This window comes from Streptomyces sp. 11-1-2 (assembly GCF_003595545.1).
Classification (GTDB): Bacteria; Actinomycetota; Actinomycetes; order Streptomycetales; family Streptomycetaceae; genus Streptomyces; species Streptomyces hygroscopicus_B.
The window spans coordinates 7,041,639-7,065,508 of sequence record NZ_CP022545.1; the positions used below are offsets into that span (position 1 = coordinate 7,041,639).

At 70.9% G+C, this 23,870-nt stretch carries 20 protein-coding genes; 5 read left to right on the plus strand and 15 right to left on the minus strand.

The annotated features are described in order from the left end of the window. Positions 1 to 111: 111 nt before the first annotated feature. Both CGL27_RS30280 and CGL27_RS30285 read left to right on the plus strand, forming a co-directional pair. A complete protein-coding gene (locus tag CGL27_RS30280) occupies positions 112 to 828 on the plus strand; it encodes a transglycosylase SLT domain-containing protein (protein WP_078643276.1) in 717 nt (238 codons plus the stop codon). Positions 829 to 1,407: 579 nt separating this feature from the next. Beyond that, positions 1,408 to 2,604 (plus strand): AI-2E family transporter, encoded by a 1,197-nt coding sequence (locus tag CGL27_RS30285; protein ID WP_119991299.1) that lies wholly within the window; start codon positions 1,408 to 1,410, stop codon positions 2,602 to 2,604. Between the two features lie 140 nt (positions 2,605 to 2,744). On the opposite strand, the gene CGL27_RS30290 is transcribed toward CGL27_RS30285, so the two are convergent. Together CGL27_RS30290 and CGL27_RS30295 are read right to left on the minus strand one after the other, a co-directional pair. After that, positions 2,745 to 3,284: an alkyl hydroperoxide reductase gene (locus CGL27_RS30290; RefSeq protein WP_014054603.1), complete on the minus strand. Its 540-nt coding sequence runs from the start codon at positions 3,282 to 3,284 to the stop codon at positions 2,745 to 2,747. A gap of 11 nt (positions 3,285 to 3,295) precedes the next feature. Further along, a complete protein-coding gene (locus CGL27_RS30295; protein WP_014054604.1) occupies positions 3,296 to 3,850 on the minus strand; it encodes a peroxiredoxin in 555 nt (184 codons plus the stop codon). Between the two features lie 138 nt (positions 3,851 to 3,988). On the opposite strand from CGL27_RS30295, the gene CGL27_RS30300 reads away from it, so the two are divergent. Continuing rightward, positions 3,989 to 4,948 carry a hydrogen peroxide-inducible genes activator gene (locus tag CGL27_RS30300; protein ID WP_119991300.1) on the plus strand — a complete coding sequence of 320 codons (960 nt, stop codon included), beginning with the start codon at positions 3,989 to 3,991 and terminating at the stop codon, positions 4,946 to 4,948. 17 nt (positions 4,949 to 4,965) lie between these two features. Here CGL27_RS30300 and CGL27_RS30305 read toward each other — a convergent pair whose 3' ends face one another. The 6 genes from CGL27_RS30305 to CGL27_RS30330 form a co-directional block, all read right to left on the minus strand. Beyond that, positions 4,966 to 5,571, minus strand: coding sequence for a Uma2 family endonuclease (locus CGL27_RS30305; protein ID WP_119991301.1), 606 nt, complete (start codon positions 5,569 to 5,571; stop codon positions 4,966 to 4,968). A gap of 170 nt (positions 5,572 to 5,741) precedes the next feature. Then, positions 5,742 to 8,156, minus strand: coding sequence for an FtsX-like permease family protein (locus tag CGL27_RS30310; protein ID WP_119991302.1), 2,415 nt, complete (start codon positions 8,154 to 8,156; stop codon positions 5,742 to 5,744). Then, positions 8,153 to 8,839: an ABC transporter ATP-binding protein gene (locus CGL27_RS30315; RefSeq protein WP_078643279.1), complete on the minus strand. Its 687-nt coding sequence runs from the start codon at positions 8,837 to 8,839 to the stop codon at positions 8,153 to 8,155. Before CGL27_RS30315 ends, CGL27_RS30310 begins: the two co-directional genes overlap by 4 nt. After that, complete coding sequence (locus tag CGL27_RS30320; protein ID WP_014054635.1) at positions 8,836 to 9,360, minus strand: PadR family transcriptional regulator; 525 nt, start codon at positions 9,358 to 9,360, stop codon at positions 8,836 to 8,838. Before CGL27_RS30320 ends, CGL27_RS30315 begins: the two co-directional genes overlap by 4 nt. Before the next feature lie 87 nt (positions 9,361 to 9,447). Continuing rightward, positions 9,448 to 9,756, minus strand: a complete 309-nt coding sequence (locus CGL27_RS30325) for a hypothetical protein (RefSeq protein ID WP_119991303.1) — start codon at positions 9,754 to 9,756, stop codon at positions 9,448 to 9,450. Beyond that, positions 9,753 to 10,709, minus strand: a complete 957-nt coding sequence (locus CGL27_RS30330; protein ID WP_119991304.1) for an SPFH domain-containing protein — start codon at positions 10,707 to 10,709, stop codon at positions 9,753 to 9,755. Before CGL27_RS30330 ends, CGL27_RS30325 begins: the two co-directional genes overlap by 4 nt. A 232-nt stretch (positions 10,710 to 10,941) precedes the next feature. Here CGL27_RS30330 and CGL27_RS30335 point away from each other — a divergent pair, with 232 nt between their 5' ends. Continuing rightward, positions 10,942 to 13,176: a transglycosylase domain-containing protein gene (locus tag CGL27_RS30335; protein WP_119991305.1), complete on the plus strand. Its 2,235-nt coding sequence runs from the start codon at positions 10,942 to 10,944 to the stop codon at positions 13,174 to 13,176. 74 nt (positions 13,177 to 13,250) lie between these two features. Here CGL27_RS30335 and CGL27_RS30340 read toward each other — a convergent pair whose 3' ends face one another. The 3 genes from CGL27_RS30340 to CGL27_RS30350 all read right to left on the minus strand — a co-directional run bounded on the left by CGL27_RS30340 (position 13,251) and on the right by CGL27_RS30350 (position 17,492). Next, positions 13,251 to 14,693, minus strand: a complete 1,443-nt coding sequence (locus CGL27_RS30340) for an Nramp family divalent metal transporter (RefSeq protein ID WP_119991306.1) — start codon at positions 14,691 to 14,693, stop codon at positions 13,251 to 13,253. 70 nt (positions 14,694 to 14,763) lie between these two features. Beyond that, a complete protein-coding gene (locus tag CGL27_RS30345; RefSeq protein WP_119991307.1) occupies positions 14,764 to 16,569 on the minus strand; it encodes a sugar phosphate isomerase/epimerase and 4-hydroxyphenylpyruvate domain-containing protein in 1,806 nt (601 codons plus the stop codon). 2 nt (positions 16,570 to 16,571) lie between these two features. Then, positions 16,572 to 17,492, minus strand: coding sequence for a shikimate dehydrogenase (locus CGL27_RS30350; RefSeq protein ID WP_119991308.1), 921 nt, complete (start codon positions 17,490 to 17,492; stop codon positions 16,572 to 16,574). Between the two features lie 114 nt (positions 17,493 to 17,606). On the opposite strand from CGL27_RS30350, the gene CGL27_RS30355 reads away from it, so the two are divergent. Further along, on the plus strand, positions 17,607 to 18,260 hold the full coding sequence (locus CGL27_RS30355; RefSeq protein WP_119991309.1) for a TetR/AcrR family transcriptional regulator: 654 nt from the start codon (positions 17,607 to 17,609) through the stop codon (positions 18,258 to 18,260). 55 nt (positions 18,261 to 18,315) lie between these two features. On the opposite strand, the gene CGL27_RS30360 is transcribed toward CGL27_RS30355, so the two are convergent. The 4 genes from CGL27_RS30360 to CGL27_RS30375 all read right to left on the minus strand — a co-directional run bounded on the left by CGL27_RS30360 (position 18,316) and on the right by CGL27_RS30375 (position 23,863). Further along, entirely contained in the window at positions 18,316 to 20,763 is a 2,448-nt protein-coding gene (locus CGL27_RS30360) for a SpoIIE family protein phosphatase (RefSeq protein WP_119991310.1), read from the minus strand. Positions 20,764 to 20,820: 57 nt separating this feature from the next. Further along, entirely contained in the window at positions 20,821 to 21,540 is a 720-nt protein-coding gene (locus tag CGL27_RS30365) for a class I SAM-dependent methyltransferase (protein WP_119991311.1), read from the minus strand. Positions 21,541 to 21,674: 134 nt separating this feature from the next. After that, positions 21,675 to 22,376 carry a DUF402 domain-containing protein gene (locus tag CGL27_RS30370; RefSeq protein WP_078643289.1) on the minus strand — a complete coding sequence of 234 codons (702 nt, stop codon included), beginning with the start codon at positions 22,374 to 22,376 and terminating at the stop codon, positions 21,675 to 21,677. Positions 22,377 to 22,444: 68 nt separating this feature from the next. Further along, positions 22,445 to 23,863: a class II fumarate hydratase gene (locus CGL27_RS30375; protein ID WP_119991312.1), complete on the minus strand. Its 1,419-nt coding sequence runs from the start codon at positions 23,861 to 23,863 to the stop codon at positions 22,445 to 22,447. Between the last annotated feature and the right edge of the window lie 7 nt (positions 23,864 to 23,870).

The window sequence follows — 23,870 nt, forward strand, 5'->3', positions numbered from 1 at the left end:
GACCAGCCGACCCCACCGTGTACCACCGGGGACGGAACAAGGGGAGGCCAGCGTCAGGGGCACGATTGCGCCCGCGAGGTCACCTAAGCGGGCGAGCTGGAAGGAAACCGAGTGAGCCGGATTTCGGTCCGGGGATTCGCAGTGGCCTCGGCCACCGCGGTCACCACTGTGGGCGCCGTTGTCGGCGTCGCCGCGGGCGGACAGCAGCAGGGCTCGTCCGACCCGATCGAGGCGACAGCCGCCGACTCGACGCTCCTTGCGGACATACCCGCCGGGCAGCAGGCCGTTGCCCAGACCGCATCCCTGACGCAGCAGGCGGACGTTCAGTCCACCGCGGCCGACGCGGAGGCGCGCAAGTCCGCCGAGGAGGCAGCCCGCAAGCAGGCGGCCAAGGACGCGAAGGCCAAGAAGGCCGCCGCGGACAAGGCAGCCGCCGAGAAGCTGGCCAAGGAGCGGGAGGCGAAGGAGAAGAAGGACGACGTCGCGAGCCGTTCGGCCACGCGTGACGCCGGCGACTTCCCCCAGCAGGCCTCCTACACGATCTCCGAAGTCCAGTCGATGGCGCGGCAGATCGTTCCGAGTGGCCAGTTCCAGTGCTTCAGCAACATCGTGGACCACGAGTCCACCTGGAACTACCAGGCCAGCAACCCCTCGTCCGGTGCCTACGGTCTGGTACAGGCGCTGCCCGCCTCCAAGATGTCCTCGGCGGGCTCCGACTGGCAGACCAACCCGGCCACTCAGATCAAGTGGGGCGTGAACTACATGAACGAGCGCTACGGCAGTCCCTGTGACGCCTGGGCGTTCTGGCAGGCCAACGGCCACTACTGAGCCGATCGGACCGGGCCGTCCCGGCAGCGGCGCACGCTCGCATACTTCACGAAACCCCCGTCCCATGGGTCGGGGGTTTCGTGCATCCCCAGCAGGTAACGTCTCCTTGACGGCCGAGGGGGAACCTGGGGGTAGGAAACGAGAAATGTCCAAATTGCCGCAGTGGGTCGGCAGGCTGGGAACCGGACTTACCCGGCTCGCCCACCGGCTGGAATCCCAACAGGCCGAGATGCGGGGGCGCGAGGGCGACGGCGACGCCGGCCCGAGGCCCCCATCGGGGCCCGAACCATCCGAGGAACGCCCACGGGGGACACGGCCGTCCGGCGGCGCGCCCGGCACCGGAGGAGCGGGCCAGGACCAGGGCGCCGGAGCCGCGCGGGGCGGCGCCGAGAGCGCCGGGGGACTGAGGGCGCCGAGAGCGCCGAGAGCGCCGAGGGAGCTGAGGGCCGGGAGAGTTCCGCGAGCCCGGGGAGCCCCGAGAGTTCCGCGGGCCCGGCGGGCCCCGAGGGTCCCCGGAGTTCCGCGGGCGCCGCGGGGAAGGGCGCGGAGGGCGAGGCCCCCCGGCCGGAGCCGTCCAGCGTGCCCGCCCCGCCCGCCTACGCCCCCGCCGTCTCCGCCAAACCCGATCCGGTGGACGCCGTCCCCTGGGGCGTCCGCGTCGCCGCCGAGGCCGCGTGGCGGCTGCTGGTGCTCGGCGGCACGGTATGGGTGCTCATGAGGGTCATCAGCTCCGTCCAGCTGGTGGTGCTCTCCTTCACCGTCGCGCTCCTCATCACCGCGCTGCTGGAACCCACCGTGACCCGGCTGCGCCGGCGCGGTGTACCGCGCGGGCTGGCCACCGCGCTCACCTTCATCGCCGGCTTCGTCGTCATGGGCCTGGTCGTATGGTTCGTGGTCTGGCAGGTCATGGAGAACATCGACGAGGTCTCGGGCGAGGTCCAGGCCGGTATCGACGATCTGCGGCGCTGGCTGCTGCACAGCCCGTTCCATGTGACCGAGAAGCAGATCAACCACATCGCCAAGAGTCTGCGCGAGGCGGTCGGCGCCAACACCGAGCAGATCACCTCGGCGGGGCTCGAGGGCGTCACGGTCGTCGTGGAGGTGCTGACCGGCCTTCTGCTGACGATGTTCTCCACGCTCTTCCTGCTGTACGACGGCCCGAAGATCTGGAACTGGACCCTCAAGCTGGTCCCCGCCCCGGCCCGCGAGGGCGTGGCGGGCGCGGGTCCGCGGGCGTGGGCGACGCTGACCGCCTATGTGCGCGGCACGGTGATCGTGGCGCTGATCGACGCGATCTTCATCGGCGTGGGTCTGTTCTTCCTCCATGTGCCGATGGCGGTGCCGCTCGCCGTCTTCATCTTCCTCTTCGCCTTCATCCCGCTGGTGGGTGCGGTGGTCTCCGGCGCCCTCGCGGTGGTCGTGGCGCTGGTCACCCAGGGCGTGTTCACGGGGGCGATGGTGCTGATCGTGGTGCTCGCCGTGCAGCAGCTCGAGGGCCATGTGCTGCAGCCCTTCATCCTCGGCCGGGCGGTGCGGGTCCATCCGCTGGCCGTGGTGCTCTCGGTCGCGGCCGGTTCGCTGATCGGCGGCATCGGCGGCGCGGTGGTGGCCGTCCCGCTGGTGGCGGTCGCCAACGCGGTCGTCGTCTATCTGCGCAGCTACAGCCAGGAGAACGCGCTGCGCGCCGTCCCGGGCCCGCACGGCGCCACCGCCTCCGGTGCGGCGCCCACCGACCCGCCGGGTGCGCCGCCGGGGAAGGACGCCGAGCCCCGGTGAACCCGGGACCGGCCCGTGGCCGTTGAACGCCGAAGGGCGCCCCACCGATCGGTGGGGCGCCCTTCTGGTCTCCGCGACCGTTCGAGTCTCTCCGCGACCGTTCGAGTCTCTGCGACCGAGCGGTCTCGTGACCGAGCGGGTCAGCCGTTGGCGGCCAGGACGCCCTCGGCGTCCAGGGTGGCGCCGACCGCCTGCAGCACAGAGGCGATCTTGAAGGCTTCCTGGATCGTCTCGCGGTCCACGCCCGCCTTGCGGAGCACCTGCTCATGCGAGTCGAGGCACATTCCGCAGCCGTTGATCGCGGACACGGCCAGCGACCACAGCTCGAAGTCGACCTTCTCCACACCCGGGTTGCCGATGACGTTCATCCGCAGCCCGGCGCGCAGGTTGTTGTACTCCGGGTCGGACAGCAGGTGCCGGGTCCGGTAGTAGACGTTGTTCATCGCCATGATGGCGGCCGCCGACTTGGCGGCGGTGTACGCCTCCGGCGAGAGGTTGGCCTTGGCCTCCGGCTCCAGCTCGGTCAGCACCCGCGCCGAGCGCGAGGCGATCGCGCAGGCCAGCACGGTGCCCCACAGCTGCTGCTGCGGAAGCTCGGAGTTGCCGATCACCGAACCGAGGTTCAGCTTGAGGTCCTTGGCGTAGTCCGGAAGCGCGGACTTCAGTTCATCGAGTGCCATGGGGAATCAGCTCACTCACCGGAGAGGAGGGCCACCGGGTCCAGGGTGTCCTCGCCCTTGCTCCAGTTGCAGGGGCACAGCTCGTCGGTCTGGAGGGCGTCCAGCACCCGCAGGACCTCCTTGGGGTTACGGCCCACGGAACCGGCCGTCACCATGGTGAACTGGATCTCGTTGTTCTGGTCCACGATGAACACGGCGCGCTGCGCGAAGCCGTCTTCGCCCTCGATGCCCAGGTCGCGCATCAGCTCGTGCTTGGAGTCGGCCAGCATCGGGAACGGCAGGTCGCGCAGGTCCGGGTGGTCCTTGCGCCAGGCGTGGTGGACGAACTCGGAGTCGCCGGAGAAGCCCAGGATCTGGGCGTCACGGTCGGCGAACTCCTCGTTCAGCTTGCCGAAGGCGGCGATCTCCGTCGGGCATACGAAGGTGAAGTCCTTCGGCCACGCGAAGACGATCTTCCACTTGCCCTCGTAGGTCTTGTGGTTGATCTGCTCGAACTCCTTGCCGCTCTCCAGCGACACGCAGGCGGTCAGGTCGTACTCGGGGAACTTGTCACCGACGGTGAGCACGCACACTCCTTGCAGGTTTTGCGTAGGAAAGACCCGGTCATCCGGGTTTCCCTGGGGTTGGACGGTCCTACCTTGGCACAGCGTGCATTGATCAGTGAAATAGCTACACTCGGTGGGGTTGATTGGAGGTGGCTATCAGTGGCCGCATCAGCCACACCGGCGGGCAAACCACGGCAGCCCAGCATTTCCCAGCTCAGGGCCTTTGTCGCGGTCGCGGAGCAGCTGCACTTCCGCGATGCCGCGGCCGCCATCGGGATGAGCCAGCCCGCGCTCTCGGGCGCCGTCGCGGCCCTCGAGGAGACACTCGGTGTCCAGCTCCTCGAGCGTACGACGCGCAAGGTGCTGCTCAGCCTGGCGGGGGAGCGGCTGGCGGCCCGGGCACGCACCGTGTTGGAGGCGGTCGGGGAGCTGCTGGAGGAGGCCGAGGCGGCGCGGGCGCCCTTCACCGGCGTGCTGCGGCTCGGGGTGATCCCGACCGTGGCGCCGTATCTGCTGCCGACCGTGCTGCGGCTGGTGCATGAGCGCTATCCCCGGCTCGATCTCCAGGTGTACGAGGAGCAGACCGCCTCGCTGCTGGACGGGCTGGCCCACGGCCGCCTCGATCTGCTGCTGCTCGCGGTGCCGCTCGGCGCCCCAGGAGTGGTCGAAATGCCGCTGTTCGACGAGGACTTCGTCCTGGTCACACCGCGGGACCACTGGCTGGGCGGACGCGACGACATCCCCCGCGAGGCGCTCAAGGAGCTGGATCTGCTGCTGCTCGACGAGGGCCACTGCCTGCGCGACCAGGCCCTGGACATCTGCCGGGAGGCGGGCCGCACCGAGGGCACCCCGGTGACCACCAGCGCCGCCGGGCTCTCCACCCTGGTGCAGTTGGTCGCGGGTGGTCTCGGGGTGACGCTGCTGCCGCGCACCGCGCTACGGGTGGAGACCGCGCGCAACGACCGTCTGGCCACCGGCGACTTCGCCGATCCGGCGCCCGCCCGCCGGATCGCCCTGGCCATGCGGGCGGGCGCGGCACGCACGGAGGAGTTCGAGACGCTTGCGGAGGCGCTGCGGGAGGCGCTGCGGCCACTGCCGGTACGGGTCGCCGGGGGCTGAGGGGCAGGGGCTGAGCGTCAGGGGTGCCCGGCGGCCAGGACCGCCTCCACGTCCAGGGTGACCTCGGCGCCGATCGACTCCGGGAGGGTGATGTGCTCACCCGGGGCATGGACGCGGTGGGTGTCGTATCCGCCCTCGACGGGGTCGGTCAGCACATGAACCCGCCCGTGCTTGCGGTTGACGATCACATACACCGGAACCTTGGCCTCGGCATATGCGGTGACCTTGTTCTTCAGATCGTTGTTGAAGTTGCTGGACGTCACCTCCAGCACCAGCCGGAAGGACGCGGGGTCATAGCAGTTGTTCTCGATCAGGTGCTCGTGGATGTCGGCGTCGACCACCACGAGGTCCGGGATGGCGTAGTCCTCGGGGCCGGTCGGCAGCCACAGGCCCACCCCTTGGAGCACTTCGGTTTCCTCGGCGTCCAGGCCCGCCGCCAGGAATGGCTTCATGAGTTTGGTCAGCACCCTGGCGTGCGGAACGTCCGGCGGTGGGGCCACGGTGATTACTCCCCCGATGATCTCGACTCGGCAGCCCGGGTGCTGCTCCATGAGCTTGTTGGCTTGCTCGAGCAGAGTCAGCGGCTCGGGGCGGTAGGGCCCCTCGACTGCGGCAGCAGACATAGCTGGTCTCCCCGTGGTTGATGTCGAGAACATCATCGTAGGCCCGAACGTGGATGTGCGTCCGTCTGCCGGGAATCACCCATACGGGTGGCATAATCGCCGAAAACCCGGTGCCGGGGACCGTTCCCGCAGGTGGGAACGGTCCCCGGCACCGGGTGGGGCGGCCGGGTCTACTCCGTCCGCAGACCCTCCGGCCGCATCATCCGCCACAGCGGCGGCAGGCTGACCAGGGTCACCAGCAGGATCACGCCGCCGCCGATACCGGTCATGGCGCCGAGCCCGGACCAGTCCACGGCCAGCGGCTGGCCGACCATCTTCAGCAGCAGCGTGCCCAGTGCCAGTCCGCCCGCGATCGACAGTGCCAGGCCCAGCACCACCGGGACCGCGGTCTGCCACAGCACCGACCAGCTCAGCGTGGTGCGCCGGGTGCCGAAGGCGACCAGGACCGACAGCAGCCGCTTGCGCTCGCGCAACTGCTCCAGGGTGGTCACGATCATGCTGGCGCCGATGAGCAGCAGGGTCGCGGTGGCGCCGATGAACAGGGCCTTGCGGATGACCGTGAACTCATCCGACTGCGCGGTGCTGGTCAGCCGCATGACATCCATCGCCGGGGAGAGCGCCGCGCTGGTGTTGCGTACGTACTCGGTGGCGTCCGGCACCTTCGGATCCGTCCGCATCATGGCCACCGCGTGTGGTTTCGCCAGCTTGGCGACGTCGAAGGCGCCGGGGGTGGCGAGGACGCCGGTGCGCTCACTGCCGATCGGGTCCACCCGGGACTTCACCACCTTGATCGAGGCGGGAATCGTCCACAGCTTCTTGTGCCGCAGGTCCGGCATGCCCTCGTCGTCGTAGGCGAGATTGACCTGGGCGCCCGGCTTGGCGAACTTATCGCCGGCCTCGTAGTAGTCGGGCGGCGCGTCGATGAAGAAGGTGTCGCCGTCCTTGCAGCTCCTGATGCGGGCGACCTCGCGCAGCGAGGGGCAGTCGGCGACGGTGAGGGACTCCTCCGGGGCCGTCGACGGGTCGTTCTTGCTGTGGTGCAGGGCGGAGACATAGCCCTCGGTGACACCGAGCATCTCGCGCACGCCCTTGGTCGCGCGGTACCGCTCGAAGGCGTCGCGGGCCTCGGCGCCGGTGGACACCGGGACGTTCGCCATCAACTCGGCGCGGTGCGGATCCTGGCCGGTCGAATGGCTGTCGCGGGCCTGCACGCTGGCGAAGAGCATCTGGAGCGCGAGGGCCCCGGCGACGGCGACCGTGATGCCGCTGACCGCGCGCGAAGCGGTGCCGCTGCTGAGCTGGAGCCGGCGGGTGGCGAGCTGCCAGGGCACCGAGCCCTTGCCGCCGAACCGTTCCACCACGGCCTCGATGACCCAGGGCAGCAGCGCGGTGACGCCGACGAGCAGCAGCACGGCGCCGGCCGCGGCCTGGTACGCCTTGGTGCTGTCGCTCCCGCTGCCCGCCTGGAAGCCGCCCGCGAGCGGCGCCAGCAGGGCTATGCCCAGGAGCGGCAGCAGCAGCCGCCACCACAGACGGCGGCGCTTGGGCCTGGCGTTCCGTACGACGCCCAGCGGCTCGATGGCGATACCGCGCAGGGCGAGGAGGGTGACCATGACGGCCGAGGCGGGCACGGCCACCGCGATTGCCAGGGCGAGCGGGGCGGTCGGCACGATGTCGAAGGCGAAGAAGCTGATGTCCCAGACCACGACCCCCTCGATGAACACGCGCACCAGCAGGAACAGTCCGGTGCCCACGGCCAGCCCGAGGAGGGAGCCGAAGAGCGACTCGCCCGCGGCGATCCGCCGGGTCATATGGGTGTCGGCGCCGACCAGCCGCAGCGCGGCCAGCCTCCGGTCGCGCCGCTCACCGCCGAAGCGGGTGGCGGTGGCGATGAAGATGAGCACCGGCAGCAGCAGCACCACACAGCCCACGATGATCAGCAGCAGCAGTGCGGGGTTGAGGGGCTCGCCCTTGTCCTTTTTCTGGATGCCCCACTGGGCGAGGTGGTAGTCGGAGTTGACGTGGTCGAACGCCTTCGGGGAGATCCCCGCGTAGTAGCTGAGATCGTTCGGGCCCGACAGGCCGCTGTCGCCGATCACCCCGGCGGTGCGGTACGGGAAGCGGTCCCGGAGGAGCTTCCCCTCATCCGAGTCGAGCAGCTTCTTCAGCGCCGGGGACACCCACATCTCACCGGCGGCCGGAAGCCGGTCGACGCCCGGGGGCGAGGGCGGCGAGCCGTCGCCGTCGGGGGCCATGACGATGCCCGAGATGTCCTGGTCGCGAAAGGTGGTCTGCGCGTCGCTGAGGTGGAGCGTATCGGGGCCGGCCTTCACCTTGCTGGCGAAGCTTTGCGTGGCGCGGGCGTCACCCCGCTCGTTGCGCTGCTGGTACGCGGTGGGGACGGAGGAGGCCACCAGCAGCAGCGCCACTCCCAGGCCGACGCCCACCGCGGTCATGATCGTTCTGGCCCAGCTCTCCCGGCCGCCGGTGACCGCGAACCGGGCGCCCATGGCGAGGTCGGCGGCCCAGCGGGCGACGGAGACGCGGGCGCGGGGCTCCTGCGCCGGGGCGTCCTGGCCGCTCATCGGACCCCTGCCATGTCCCGGGCCTTGCCGTCACGGACCACGACCTCGCGGTCGGAGTAGGCGGCGACCCGGGCCTCGTGGGTGACCAGCACCACGGCGGTACGGGACTCGCGGGCGGCCTCGGTCAGCAGCTCCATGACCCGCTCGCCGTTGAGCGAGTCCAGTGCGCCGGTCGGCTCGTCCGCGAACAGCACCCGCGGCGCGGTGACCAGCGACCGGGCGACGGCGACCCGCTGCCCCTGGCCGCCGGAGACCTCTCCGGGCCGCTTGTGGGCCACGTCCGCGACCTCCAGCCGCTCCATCCAGGACTCGGCGCGGGCCTCGGCCTCCTTGCGCTTGGTGCCGTTCAGCCGCAGCGGCAGGGCGACGTTCTCCACACAGGTCAACTCGGGGACGAGCTGGCCGAACTGGAAGACGAAGCCGAACTCGCCGCGGCGCAGACCGCTGCGCTCGGTGTCCGACATGGCGGTCAGCTCGCGCCCGTTGTAGTGGACGGTGCCGGAGTCCGGCCGCACGATCCCGGCCAGGCAGTGGAGGAGTGTCGACTTGCCCGAGCCGGAGGGGCCCATGACGGCGACGACCTCGCCGGGGTGGATGGAGAAGTCCGCACCGTCCAGGGCGGGGGTGTGACCGTACGTCTTGTTCAGGGACGTGGCGATCAGCAAGGAGCCTGCCGGGGTCATGAACGCACCGCCTTGGCGAGTTGGCCGAGGCGGGCGGCGGTGAGTTCCAGCCAGCGCAGATCGGCCTCGAGATGGAAGAGGGCGTGGTCGCAGATGAGTTGGTCGCTGAGGTCGCCCTCGCGCTTGCGCTGGGTCAGTTCGCGCATCAGCCGAAGATGTTCGGCGCGTTGGACGTCGAGGAGATCGGCCGCGTCGCGCCCGGTGAGCAGGGCGATGACGACCTTGGTGTAGAGGACCGACTGGAGATAGGGCTCGGGCTTCTCGGGCTCGGTGAGCCAGTGCTCCACATCGGTGATGCCCGCGTCGGTGATGGCGTAGCGCTTGCGCTCCGGGCCACCGCCGTGCTCGATGCCGTCGACCTCCACCAGGCCGTTCTTCAGCAGCCGGGACATGGTCGAGTAGACCTGCCCGTAGTGCAGCGGGCGGTCGTGTCCAAATCGTTCGTCGAAGGCTCTCTTGAGGTCGTAGCCGTGGCGCGGGCCGCCCTCGAGGAGTCCGAGCAGGGTGTGGCCAATTGACATGTCCGGCACTCTACATCATGCGTATACCTGGAGTGTATAGCTGTGCTGGAGAGTGTGTTACCGCAGGTCAGGGAGGTGCGAGCGGGATCAGGGCTGGTTCGGTGCGCGGCCGGGGCCCTCGGGGCCTTCAGGGCCCTCGGCGGGGCCCCCGCCCTCGGCGCCCTCGGCGGGCCGCCGCGGCGGGCGGCCCCGGCGCGGGATCGGGCGCACCGCGCCGGGCAGCCGGCCCGCGTCCGCGAGCGCCTTGCGCAGCAGGAACTCGATCTGCGCGTTGGCGCTGCGCAGCTCGTCGTTGGCCCAGCGCGCGAGGGCGTCATGGATGGCCGGATCGAGCCGCAGCAGCATCTGCTTGCGCTGCCGTGGCTGTCGACCCTTCGGCCCGCTCTCGTCCGTCACTGGTACAGCGTGCCCGTGTTCAGAACGGGCTGCGGGGAGCGGTCCCCGCAGAGCACCACCATCAGATTGCTGACCATCGCGGCCTTGCGCTCCTCGTCCAGTGTCACGATCTCCTCCTCGGTGATCCGGGCCAGCGCCGCCTCGACCATGCCGACCGCGCCGTCCACGATCTGCCGGCGGGCGGCCACCACCGCGCCCGCCTGCTGGCGCTGGAGCATCGCGGAGGCGATCTCCGGGGCGTACGCGAGGTGGGTGAAGCGCGATTCGATGATGCGGACCCCGGCAGCCTCGACCCGGGCGTGCAGTTCGACGGCGAGCTTCTCGGTGATCTCCTCGGCGTTGCCGCGCAGCGAGAGGGCGCCCTCGTCATGGGCGTCGTACGGGTACTCGATGGCGATGTGCCGCACCGCGGCCTCGGTCTGAGTGGAGACGAACTCCAGGAAGTCGTCCACCTCGAACATCGCCTGGGCGGTGTCCTCGACCCGCCAGACGACGACCGCGGCGAGCTCGATCGGGTTGCCGTAGGCGTCGTTGACCTTGAGGATCGCGGTCTCGTGGTTGCGCACCCGGGTGGAGATCTTCTCGCGGCTGGTGAGCGGGTTCACCCAGCGCAGCCCGTCGGTGCGGATGGTGCCGCGGTAGCGGCCGAAGAGCTGGACCACCCGGGCCTCACCGGGCGCGATGGTGTTCAGGCCGCACATGGTGAGGATCGCGGCGATGATCACCACGATGCCGGAGACGATCAGCAGGGTGGACCCGGCGCCCTTGTGGTCGGCGGCGACGGCGGCCCCCGCGAAGATCAGGCCGACGCCGCCCGCGAGTCCGGCCAGGCCCCCGAGCAGGGCCAGCCCGCCGCTGACGTTGTGCGCGGGCCGCTCCCGGACCTGCGGCTCCGGAAGGGCCGGTATGTCGGCCTGGTCGGTGATGCCCTCGGTGGAGGTGGCGTCGGACATGGGTGGATCCCCGTTTCCGTTCGGTGCTGCGGGTGCCTTCTTGTGTTCTAGCAAAGTGATAGCACATTACGTGCTCCTCGCAACCCTTGGCGCCCGTAAGCCGTCAGTTCCCTTGGAGTGGGTGCTTTTTGTCACCTTCGGAAAAAGCTAGATCGATGAGCATTTGAGGGTTGTTGCGGTGTTAGCTTCATGAGCTGACCTGGGGGGCTTATGGACTGGAGCGGCGGGAGCGATGGGTAGAGCGGAAGAGCGACGCGCGCGGCAGAAGGGCGCTCGCCGAGCCAAGCGGGCGGCGAAGTCGGGGGGCATACGCCGCTTCTTCACCTGGAAATGGGTGCTCGGCTACGTCCTGGGGTTCTGCGCGTTGCTCGTCGGGGCGTTCTTCGTCCTCTATCTGTGGGTCGATGTTCCGCCTGCCAACGCCGCGGCCAAGGCGGAGGCGAACATCTACAAGTACAGCGACGGCACGATCATGGCGAAGACGGGCGACGTCAACCGTGAGTCCGTACCGCTGTCCAAGATCCCCAAGAAGGTGCAGCACACCTTTGTCGCCGCCGAGAACAAGGACTTCTTCAGCGACTCCGGCGTCTCGTTCACCGGCACCGCCCGCGGTCTCATCAACACCGCGCTGGGCCGGGGCAAGCAGGGTGGTTCGACCATCACCCAGCAGTACGTCAAGAACTACTACCTGAGCCAGGAACAGACCGTCAGCCGCAAGCTGAAGGAACTGGTGATCTCGCTCAAGGTCGACCAGCAGAAGTCCAAGGACTACATCCTCGCGGGCTACATCAACACCAGCTACTACGGCCGCGGCGCCTACGGCATCCAGGCCGCCGCCCGCGCGTACTACGACAAGGACGTCGAGGAACTCAGCGTCGAGCAGGGCGCCTATCTCGCGTCGGTGCTCCAGGCGCCCAGCCAGTACGACTGGGCGGCGGCCGGCCCCAAGGGCAAGAAGCTGGTGAAGGCCCGCTGGAACTACGTCCTGGACAACATGGTCGAGAAGGACTGGCTGCCGAAGAGCGAGCGCGAGGGCATGAAGTTCCCCGTGCCCATCGAGCCCCGCCCCATCCCGGGCCTCGACGGCCAGGCCGGCTACTTCATCAAGGCCGCCGAGGCCGAGCTGCTCAAGGCAGGGGTGGACGAGAACGAGTTCGCGGCCGGCGGCTGGACGGTCACCCTCAACATCGACAAGAAGAAGCAGAAGGCGCTGGAGAAGGCGGTCCGCACCGAGCTGACGTCCAAGCTGGACCCGAAGAAGCGCAAGGTCGACGGCGACGCCCAGGTGGGCGCGGTCTCGGTGGACCCCAAGTCCGGCGGCATCGTGGCGATGTACGGCGGCGCGGGCTACACGGAGCACTGGACCAACAACGCCACCCGCCAGGACTACCAGCCCGCCTCCACCTTCAAGCCGCTCATCCTGGCCTCGGCCCTGGAGAACGGCTCGGCCACCCAGGACGGCACGCCGATCACATCCAGCACCCTCTACGACGGCACCAGCAGACGGCCCGTCAAGGGCTCTCTCACCGGCTTCGCCCCGCCGAATGAGGACAACAAGTCCTACGGGCCTATCTCCGTCCAGAAGGCGATGAACAACTCCGTCAACTCCGTCTTCGCTCAGATGGCGGTGGACGTGGGCCTGGACAAGGTGAAGGGCACCGCCATCGACCTGGGCATGGGCAAGGACGCGGGCGGCTTCGATGTGCGCCCCGCGATGTCGCTGGGCGTGATGGGCGCCAGTCCCAAGGACATGGCCGGGGTCTACGCCACCCTCGACAACCACGGCAAGAAGGTCACGCCGGCGATCGTGAAGTCCGCCGAAAAGGGCGATGAGCGGCCCCAGTTGCCCGATCCCACCAACGGCCAGGCGATCAGCCGGGGCGCCGCCGACTCCGTCACCTCCGTCCTCACCGGGGTGGTCGACGACGGCACCGGTCAGGCGGTGCGGCAGCAGGGCCAGGCGGTCGCGGGCAAGACCGGCACCTCGGACGACAACAAGTCGGCCTGGTTCTCCGGCTACACCCCCGACCTGGTCACCTCGGTCGGCATGTTCGGCGAGCTGAAGGGCGTCGGCAAGCAGGTCTCGCTCAAGGGCACCGCGGGCGGTGGCCGCGTCAACGGCGGTGACTTCCCGGCCCGGATCTGGGCCGCGTACACCCAGACCGCGCTGAACGGTAAGAAGGCCTCGAAGTTCGACCTGGACACCGACATGGGGGCGGCCGTCAAGCCGCCCGCGCCGCCGAGTTCGAGTGACACCTCGGAGTCGCCGTCGTCCAGCCCGTCGTCGTCCCCGTCCAATAGCGAGTCGCCCTCGTCGTCCCCGTCGTCCTCCCCGTCCGACAGCGGGTCGCCCTCCGCCACGTCCTCGGGGTCGCCGTCCGCCCCGGGCTCCCCGAGCGCACCCGACCCGTCGACGTCGTCCTCGGCCGACGACGGCGCCGGCTTCCTCCGCAGAGACCAGCAGTGACGGCCCGGTGCGGGCGTGCCCCTCGGCACGCCCGCACCGGACCGCATGGCCGTAAGGCCGGAAGGCCCCGAGGGTCAGAAGTTCGCCTCGATCTGGCTCTTCAGCATGGCGAGGGCGAAGAAGCCGTAGAAGCCGATGGCCAGCAGCATCATGCCCAGCCGCGACCCCCGCAGCCGTATCGCGGCCGGCAGATCGCGGCGGTTGAGCCGGATCAGCAGCGCCGAGTAGACGAGGGTGACGACGGAGGCGGTGCAGGTGGAGATGGTGAGCAGCACGATCGGCTGGTTCACCCCGGACAGCAGGATCGCCGAGCCGATGCCCACCTCGGCCCATACGACCGCGAAATACAGCCGTCCCTCGGTCCAGAAGGCCGACTCCCGCAGGTAGTTGCGCTTGGCGAAGTCGCTGACCACCCGTCCGATGACGTCGAGCAGACCGATCGAGGCGGCCCAGAGCGAGACCGTGGCCACCGCGAAGAACACGATCTTGAGCCAGTCGCCCACCTGCTGCCCCAGCAGATCGCCCTGGATCCGCAGGAAGGTTGGGCTGTTCTCCACGTCGTCGCGTCCGAAGAGGGTTTCGTACGCGAGCATGCTCATCAGCCCGATCGTCACCAGGCAGACCACGAAGAACGACACGATGTGCTCGGTGTTGGCCCGGCGCCACCACACCCGCCAGCGGGCCAGATTCGCCTCGTCCTGCGGGAAGGCGTAGCGGTCGGCGCCCGACGCCTCCGACTGGCCGGTGATGGGGGAGACCAGCTTGGGGACATGGGCGCCCATGCCGTAGCCCTTGTCCCGGATCCAGTTGCTGAGCACCAGGTTGTGCACTCCGCCCGCCCCGGCGGCGCCGATCGCGCTGAGGATCATGGTGAAGGTGATGCCGTCCGGGATCCGGCCGACGCCGGTGACGGTCTTCTCGCCCGCCGTGCTCCAGGTGTGCCAGCCGATGACGGCGACCGCGACGACGGCGAGGAAGAACAGCGTCAGCGCCACCTTGACCACTTCGACCTTCTCGATCGTGCGGTAGACCACCGGTGAGACGGTCAGCACCACTCCGAAGCCCACCAGCGAGCCCACGGTGATCCAGGTGACATCGCCGCCGCCGGTCAGATACGTGAGCACCGTCGAGCCGGAGGTGGCCCAGCCCGGCCAGACGTACTGGAACGCGCCGGCCAGGCAGATCAGGATGCCCCACGCCTTGGACCAGCGGGAGAAACCGGCGACCACGGTCTGTCCGGTGGCCAGGGTGTAGCGCTCGATCTCCAGATTGATCACCGTCTGGACGACCAGGGTCACCACCGCGAGCCACAGCAGCCCGAGCCCGCCGATCGAGGTCAGATACGGCCACAGGATGATCTCGCCCGCCGCCATGCCGATCCCGACGGCGACGACCCCCGGGCCGACCATCGTGCGCAGCGGCGGTGGATCGGGCAGATCGAGCAGATCGGGTGGCGCGTCGGCCGGGTGGGACGGGCGCCGGGTGGATGGTGACGGTGTCGACGACGCTGACGACATGGCGGCTCCTCGGGGGGACGGCGAGGTCGTTACGGGGACGGGGAAAGGGGGGTTGGCGGTGCTCAGGTGCTCAGGTGCTCAAGCCGGTACGGGCATGCTGGGCGGCCAGGCGCACGGGGGCGTTGGCCGCGCCGTAGCCCTGGTAGCCGTCGATCCGCTGGACGATCTCGAAGAAGACCCGGCCGACGGTGGCCGTGTACAGATGCAGGAACGTGCCGCTGTCGTCCTGGTCGTAGAGCAGGCCGAGCTCGCGCAGGGTGCGATGGAGCCCGGGGTCGAGCTCATGGCGCGCTTCGAGGTCGTCGTAGTAGTTGTCGGGGATGGGCAGCAGGGGTGCGCCGAGTTCCCGCAGTCGGCGCGCGGTGGCGAGGATGTCCCGGCTGTGCAGCGCGATGTGCTGCCACAGGGAGCCGGAAGGGCCCGAACCCGGGCGGACCTGGGCCAGGTTGAGCGCGAGGCGCACCGAGCCGTCGGCGTTGGACACGGCCCGGCTGCGCAGCAGCCCGTACGGATCGGCCAGCTCCAGGGATTCGTGCGGCCGCAGCCCCAGGACGGCGCGGTAGAACAGCGACGCCTCGTCGAAGTGGTGCCGGGGCTGGGTGAGCGCCACATGGTCGATATGGGTGATACCGGCGGGGGAGGCCGCGTGGGCGCGCGGGGTGAAGTCGCCGGTCCAGCTCGGGTGGTCGGGGTGCTCGGTGCGGCAGAAGAAGAGCTCGGTGGAGTCGGGTGCGGCGACCGCGTCCAGCGGGGCGTCCGCCACGGCCCGGTGGCGCGGCAGGACGGGGGAGAGCAGGGCCCGCGCCCGGCCCGCGGACGCGGCCGGGTCGGGGGTCTCCAGGCCGATGGCGGCGAGCGCGGGTTCGGGGTGTCCGGTGGCGGCGTCGAGGCCGGAGTTGAGGACGATCCGGGCTTCGCCCTGCTCCCACAGCTCCACGGGTTTGGAGTGGTGGCGGCCGGTGCGGGCGAAGCCGAGACCGGTCAGCAGGGCGGGCAACTCGGCTCCCCCCGAGGCCAGTTCGGCGAAGGCGAAGCCGGTGGGGACGACGGGGGCGGGCAGATCGGTGCGGCCCGCGGCCTCCTCCAGGGCGATCAGCGAGCGCAGCGCGTCCACGGCGGTGCGGGCCGTATCGCCCTGCCGGAAGACGTCGTTGAAGACCTCCAGGGACAGTGGCCCGTCGTAGCCGGTCCGCAGGACGTGCTCCAGCAGCCCCGCCACGTCGAAGCCGCCCTGCCCGGGGAAGCAGCGGTAGTGGCGGCTCCACTGGAGGATGTCCATGGCCATCAGCGGGGCGTCGGCGAGCTGGAGGAAGAAGATCTTCTCGCCGGGGATCTCCTCGATGCCCTTGGGGTCCGAGCCGCGCGAGAGGATGTGGAAGCTGTCCAGGCAGGTGCCGAGCGCGGGGTGGCCGGCCTGCCGGACAATCCGCCAGGCGTGGTCGTAGGTGTTCACATGCCGCCCCCAGGCCAGCGCCTCGTAGGCGATGCGGATGCCGTGGGCGGCGGCCCGTTCGGCGAGGAGGCGTAGCTGTTCGGCGGCGAGGGCGTCGTCGTCGAGGGCGGCGGGGGAGACGCTGGAGCACACCAGCATCAGGTCGGCCCCGAGCCGCTCCATGACCGCGAACTTCTTCTCGGCCCGGCGCAGATTGCGGCCCAGCAGGTCCTCGGGGACGGCCTCGAAGTCGCGGAAGGGCTGGAAGAGGTCGATGGCCAGGCCCAGTTCGGCGGCGCGGTCCCGGATCCGTTCGGGGGACAGGGGGCTGGCCAGCAGGTCGTTCTCGAAGATCTCGACCCCGTCGAAACCGGCGGCGGCGATGGCGGTGAGCTTTTCCTCGAGGGTGCCGCTGAGGCACACGGTGGCGATGGACTTGCGCATGATCAGCCTCCGGCGGGGAGCTCGAGCAGGTCGGTGAGGTCGGCGAGCATCCGCTCGGCGTCGGGTTCGCGGCCGGTGAAGAGCCGGAAGGCGTCGGCGGCCTGGAAGACGGCCATGCCGCCGCCGTCCAGGGTGCGACAGCCGGCCGCGCGGGCGGCGGTCAGCAGCGGGGTGACCAGCGGGCGGTAGACCACCTCGGCGACCCACAGCCCGGGCCGCAGCAGCCCGGCGGGCAGCGGCAGCCCGGGGTGGGCGGCCATCCCGGTGGGGGTGGCGTGCACCAGCCCGTCGGCGACCTCGACGGCCGCCGGGAGCCCGCCGTCGGGCACGGTACGGACCCGGGTGGCGCCGAACCGTGTCGCCAGCGTCCCGGCGAGCCCGGCGGCCCGCGCCGGATCGGTGTCGGCCAGCGTCAGCCGGTCGGCGCCGACGGTCAGCAGCGCATGGGCGACGGCGGCGCCCGCCCCGCCCGCGCCGAGCAGCACGATCTGGCCGGTGGGCGCGTCGGGCAGACCGCGGGCGAAGGAGCGGGCGAACCCGGACCCGTCGGTGTTGTGGCCGATCGCCCGGCCGTCCTCGCCGAAGACCACCGTGTTGACCGCGCCGAGCAGTGCGGCGTCCTCCGACAGCCCGTCGAGATGCCCGATGACCGTCTGCTTGCAGGGGTGGGTGATGTTCAGCCCGTCGAAGCCCAGCCGGGCGGCCGCTCGCACCAGCTCGCCGACCCCGTCCGGGCCGAGCCCCAGCGGATCGATGTCGATCGTGCGGTACAGATACCGCAGCCCGTGGCGGTCGGCCTCGCGCTGGTGCAGGGCGGGGGAGAGCGAGGGGCCCACGCCGGATCCGATCAGCCCCACCAGACAGGACTCCCGGCCCTGCCGCCCCTCCGGTGACTCCCGCGACTGGTGTGCACTGCCCCGCATACGGGTGACCTCCTGCGTTCCCGGCTAATGTACGAACTGGTTCGTTAGTAGCTGGGACAGTAAAAGCCCCAGGACGCCTTCTTGTGAACCCCATGCACGTAGAGTGGGCCCAGCATGAGCGATCAGCCGCCGAAGAACAGCCGCCTCCGCGACGCCGTCCGCACCCAGGCCGAGATCCTGGACGTCGCGACCCGGGAATTCGCCGAGCGCGGCTACGCCGGGGCCCGCGTCGACGAGATAGCCGCACTCACCCGCACCACCAAGCGGATGATCTACTACTACTTCGGCGGCAAGGAGCAGCTCTACATCAAGGTCCTGGAGCGCGCCTACACCGGCATCCGCGAGGCCGAACAGGCCGTGGACGTCACCGGTCTGGACCCCGCCGAGGCCATCCGGCACCTGGCCGAGCTGACCTTCGACCACCACACCGCACACGCCGACTTCATCCGGCTGGTGTCGATCGAGAACATCCACCGGGCCGAGCACCTGGTCAAGTCCGAGACGCTGGCCAAGGCCGGTACCCCGGTGATCGACCTGATCTCCGGGATCCTCGCCCGCGGCCGTGAGCAGGGCGTCTTCCGCGACGACACCGACACCGACGCCGTCGACGTGCACATGATGATCAGCTCGTTCGCCGTCTTCCCGGTGGCCAACCAGTACACCTTCGGCACCCTCTTCGGCCGCGACCCCCTGGACCCGGAGCGCCGCGCCCACTACCGCCGGATGCTCGGCGACATGGTCGTGGCCTACCTCAGCGCGAGGTCCTGAACCGTACGGCCCCGCACCGGGCGGCCCGGGACCGTACGCCTCACGACCGTGCGCCTCACGGCATCGCGAGCTCGAACCAGACGACCTTGCCCGTGGACAGCCGGGTCGCGCCCCAGCGCCGCGCCATCCGGTTCACCAGATACAGCCCCCGCCCGCCCTCGTCGGACGGTCGGGCCTGGCGCAGCCGGGGGAGCTGCGGCACATCGTCGCCGACCTCGCAGCGCAGCACGTCGGTGCGGAGCAGCCGCAGCGTGATCGGCCGCTCGGCGTAGCGCACCGCGTTCGTCACCACCTCGCTGACCAGCAGCTCCACCGCGTCCGTCAGATCGTCCAGGTCCCAGCGGGCCAGCGCCCGGCGGGCCAGCCGGCGCGCCTGCCCGGCGGTCTGCGCCTTCGGGTCCAGGAACCAGTACGCCACATCGCTGGGCGCGATGCCCTCGAAGCGGGCCGCGAGCAGCGCCACGTCGTCGTCGCGGTCGCCGGGGCCGAGCATGTCCAGCACCTCGTCGCACAGCGGCTCAAGCGGCGGCGGGTTGGGGCCGGTGAGCCGGGCGGTGGCGGTCAGCCGCTCCCGCAACTGCTCGATCCCGGTCCACACATCGCGCATCCGCGATTCGACAAGACCGTCGGTGTAGAGCATCAGGGTGGCCCCGGCCGGGGCGTCCAGCTCGACCGCCTCGAAGTCGACCCCGCCGACCCCGATCGGCGCCCCCGGCGGCACCCGCAGCACCTCGGCGCGGCCGCCCCGGTGCAGCAGAATGGGCGGCGGATGGCCCGCGTTGGCGACCACGATGCGGTGCGCGACCGGGTCGTAGACCGCGTACAGGCAGGTGGCCATACGGTCGGTGCCCAGCCGCTGGGCCTGCTCGTCGAGGTGGTGCAGCACCTCCTGCGGCGGCAGATCGAGCCCGGCCAGGGTCTGCGCGGTGGTGCGGAGCTGGCCCATGATCGCGGCGGAGGTCATCGAATGGCCCATCACATCGCCGACCACCAGCGCCACCCGGTTGCCCGGCAGCGGGATCGCGTCGTACCAGTCGCCGCCGACCCGCGCGGTCTCGGCCGCGGGCAGATAGCGGCTGGCCAGCCGGACGCCGGTGGGCTGCGGCAGCGAGTCGGGCAGCATGGTGCGCTGCAGCTCGTCCGCGATGTACACCTCGCGCCCGTACAGCACCGCCTTGTCGACGCCGAGCGCGGTGTGGGTGGCGAGCTGCGCGGCCACCAGCAGATCGTCCGGTTCGAACGGCGGCCGGTCCGGGCGGCGTACGAACACGGCCGCGCCGATCACCCGGCGGCGGCCGCGCAGCGGCGCCAGCACGGTGCGCTGACCGGTCGCCACCGAGGGGCCCTCGCCGAGCAGCTCCGGCAGCGCGGCGCGGGCCGCCTGCGAGTCGCCGAACACCGGCCGTACCCCGCGCAGCACCTCGGCCAGCGGACCGCCCGCCTCCACCTCGCACAGCTCGGCGGCCGGGCCGCCGCCCACGGCGGGCGACAGATCCGGCTGGGAGGGCAGCAGCGACAGCCGGCCGCTGTCGGTGTCCGGGTCCAGCGGGATCCGGTCGGTGCGGCGCAGCCGCAGCACCACCGGGCCGACCGGGCGCTCGTCGCCGACCGGCAGCGGATCGCGCAGATACACCAGGATCGCGTCGGCGAAGGTGGGCACGGTGGCCCGGCACAGGCCCAGCACGATCTCGTCGAGGTCGATGCCGCGGGCGATCCGCCGGGTCGCGGCCCCCACGAACCTCAGCCGGTCGCCGCCCCGGTCCCGCGTGGCGGCCTCGGCGGCGGCGGTGCCGCCCGCGGGCGGCACCGTGGGCACTCCGCCCTCCGGCGCGCTGTACGCGACCTCGCCCGCGGCGGCGGCCGCCGCGTGGGTGGTCTCGCCGGCCCGCTCCGGGTGCTCGCCCGCGCCGGTGCCCCGGCGCGCCGCTCCCCGGCCCCGGCCGCCGCTCTGGGCGGCCGGGGGCTGCTCATCGGGGCCGGTGCCGCCGCTCGGCCCTCCGGGCCGGCCCGACGCGCCTCTTGCGGCATTGCGATCCGCGTCCCACACAGGCTCGCCCTCCGGTGTGCCGTGCTCCGGCTGCGCCGGGTGCTCGCTCTCCGCCGTGTTCCGGCGCTCCCTGCCTCCGCCGCCGCGCGCCGCGGCGGCGCCTCCCTGCCCAGCGGCGCTGTCGGTGCCGGTGGCGCCGCTCCCGCCGCGGCCACGGCGCCCGCGGCCCGTCCGGTCGGCGCCGTCGCCGCGCTCTCTGGCGCGCGGCACGGGCTCCCCTTCGGGGCCCGGGGGTCCGTCATGGGCCGACGGGCCCGCGGGGCCGGCGCCGACCGGACGGGGCTCGGCAGGACGCGGGCGGCCGCCGCCGGGCTCCTGGCCGGGCGCAGCCGTCTGCCGCACGGCGGTCCGCGGGTCCGGGACCGCGCCGTGCGCGTCGTCGGGCGCGGGCGCGCCCGGGGCGGCGGCAGAGGTGGCCGCCTGCCGCCTGTTGTGGGAGGTGGGGTGCTCCGTCACGCGTGGGTTTCCATCCGTCCGGGGCCGTGCGCCCGCAGGTCGTGGGCGCACCGAGTGTCAGGCACGTCGTCGGCAGTTCAGATAGAGCTGGATCTCGGGTGGTACGTCCGTGCTGGCCGGGGCGTACGCGTGTGAGTCCTCCCCGGCGATCTCGAAGCCCGCTTCGCGTACGACCTGGCGCAGCTCGTCCCGCAGATAACCGGATACCCGGACCGAGTTGCCGAGGAACGGGATGGGGAAGTCGTCGATGTCCGCCTCCACCATGCCCAGCCCCAGCAGCCCCTCGGGTCTGAGCACCGCGTGCAGGGTCCGCAGTGCGTACGGGATCTCCGGGCGGGGCAGCAGCAGCAGTGTGAAGTAGCCGGCGATGCCGTCGAAGGGGCCGAGCTCCCGGGGGCCTCCCGGGCCGTACCGGCCGCCCACCCGCAGATCGACGATGTCCACATGGTGGAAGGTGGCCTCCGGCACATTGTCCTGGGCCAGCTTGAGCATCCCGGGGGAGATGTCGATCCCGACCACCTCGTGCCCCGCGTCGACAAGCTGACGGGTCGTGGGCAGGCCCGTACCGCAGCCGACGTCGAGCACCCGGGAGCCGGGCGGCAGCGATTCGGCCAGCCACTGACCGGCCGCGATCTGGCCCTCCTTGTACGGAAAGGCCTCGTCATAGCGGTCGCCGATGGTGTCGAAGGCGTCCGCCTGACCGCTGCGGTCCAGTGCGAGGCGGTCGAAGTCCTCGTAGCCCTCGTAACCGTCCCTGCACGCGTCCTCACCGCTCACGACTCCGCCCCCTCCTGTGACAATACGTCAGATCTTGCGCATCGCCCGTGACTTGCGCTGGCGTCTGGTGTCCCGCATGGGCAGTGTTCCGGACGACGATCCTACGTTTGAAACACTGGGACACGACAAGAGGTTCATGACCTCGAGTGTGCCGAGGTGTGCTTCTTGTCCGTACGGCCCCAGTCCGCCGGAAGGGCGGGCACGGACCATGCGGGGTCGGGCCGCCAGTCCTCCCACCCGTCCCGGAACGGCGCTCCCCAGGACTCGATGGCCGCCACGGCCGCCCGGCCCGCGGTCCGGACCCGCTCCGCCTGCTCGGGGCCCATCAGCCCGGCCCGCTGCGCCTGCGCGAACTCGTCCTCGTCCTTCCATTCCCAGCTGTGGTCGGGGTAGACCGCGATGTCCAGGAAGTGGTCCTCGGAGTCCACCCCGCGGGCCCGGCGGACCAGCGGCTCCTCCAGGTTCACGTACCAGTTCTTGAACTGCCAGCCCTGGTCCCAGAACAGCCACACCGACCACGGCTCACCGGGCCGCGCCAGCTTCAGCACCCCGGTGCCGAACCACTGGGACAGGGCGGTGGTCCGCGGCTTGGTGTAACGGGTGGACAGCGGCTCGTGGTGCACCGAGGTGCCGTCGGTGAGCTGCGGTTTGACGCAGGCGGTGCCGGGGGCGAGCCAGACGGCGAGCAGCTCGGCGGTGTCCTCGACGACGGTCACGGGACGGCAGATGTGGATGAGCTCGGAGGCGTTGGCCCGATAGCGCCACAGGATATGGTCACCCGGTGCCCACCGGGCGATGTCCGCCGTCCCCGTTGTCTCCGCGATGTCCGCTGTCATGAGCAGATCTTAGGTGCGCAGGGGCCGCGATGCCGTGACCTATGCCGCAACCGGTGGCCAACGCCCGGCTAAGGATGCGTCATGCGCAGCACGTCGAGCGCCTCGTCGAGCTGCTCCACGGTCAGCAGCCCGCGCTCCACATAGCCGGACTCCAGCACCACCGCCCGGATGGTCTTGCGCTCCGCCAGCGACCGCTTGGCCACCTTCGCCGCCTCCTCGTAGCCGAGGTAGCGGTTGAGCGGGGTGACGATGGACGGCGAGGACTCCGCGTACTCCCGGGCCCGCTCGGCGTTGGCGGTGATCCCGTCGATCGTGCGGTCCGCGAGCAGCCGGGAGACATTGGTCAGCAGCCGGATCGACTCCAGCAGATTCTTGGCGATCACCGGGAGCATCACATTGAGCTCGAAGTTCCCGGCGGCCCCGGCCATGGCGACGGTGGTGTCATTGCCGGTGACCTGCGCCGCGACCATCAGCGTGGCCTCGGGGATCACCGGGTTGACCTTCCCCGGCATGATCGAGGAGCCGGGCTGCAGATCGGGCAGCGCGATCTCGGCGAGCCCGGTGCGGGGGCCCGACGCCATCCAGCGCAGATCGTTGGAGATCTTGGTGAGGCCGACCGCGATCGTCCGCAGCTGCCCGGACGTCTCGACCAGCCCGTCCCGCGCGCCCTGCGCCTCGAAGTGATCCCGGGCCTCGGTCAGCGGCAGCCCGGTGGTGCGGGCCAGCTCGGCGATGACGGCGGCGGCGAACCCGGGCGGGGTGTTGATCCCGGTGCCCACCGCCGTACCGCCCAGCGGCAGCTCGGCCAGCCGGGGGAGCGCGGCGCGCAGCCGCTCGATCCCGTACCGCACCTGGGCCGCGTAGCCGCCGAACTCCTGGCCCAGGGTCACCGGGGTGGCGTCCATCAGATGGGTGCGCCCCGCCTTGACCACCTCCGCGAACTCGGCCGCCTTGCGCTCCAGCGCCTCCGCCAGATGGGCCAGGGCCGGGATCAGATCGCGGGTGACGGCCGCGGTGGCCGCGATGTGGATCGACGAGGGGAAGACGTCGTTGGAGGACTGGCTGGCGTTGACATGGTCGTTGGGGTGCACCGGGCGGCCCAGGCGCTCGGTCGCGAGGGTGGCCAGCACCTCATTGGTGTTCATATTGGACGAGGTGCCGGAGCCGGTCTGGAAGACGTCCACCGGGAAGTGATCGTCCCAGCGCCCCTCGGCGACCTGGGCCGCCACCTCCGCGATCGCCCCCGCGATGTCCTTGTCCACCACGCCCAGATCCGCGTTGACCAGCGCGGCCGCGCCCTTGATCCGGGCCAGCGCCTCGATATGCGCCCGCTCCAGCCGCTGCCCGCTGACGGGAAAGTTCTCCACCGCCCGCTGGGTCTGGGCGCGCCACTTGGCGTGCGCCGGGACCCTGACCTCTCCCATCGAGTCGTGCTCGATGCGGTAGCCCTCCTGGGGGCTGTCGTCGCGGTGGCTCTCGTCGGTCATGGGGACA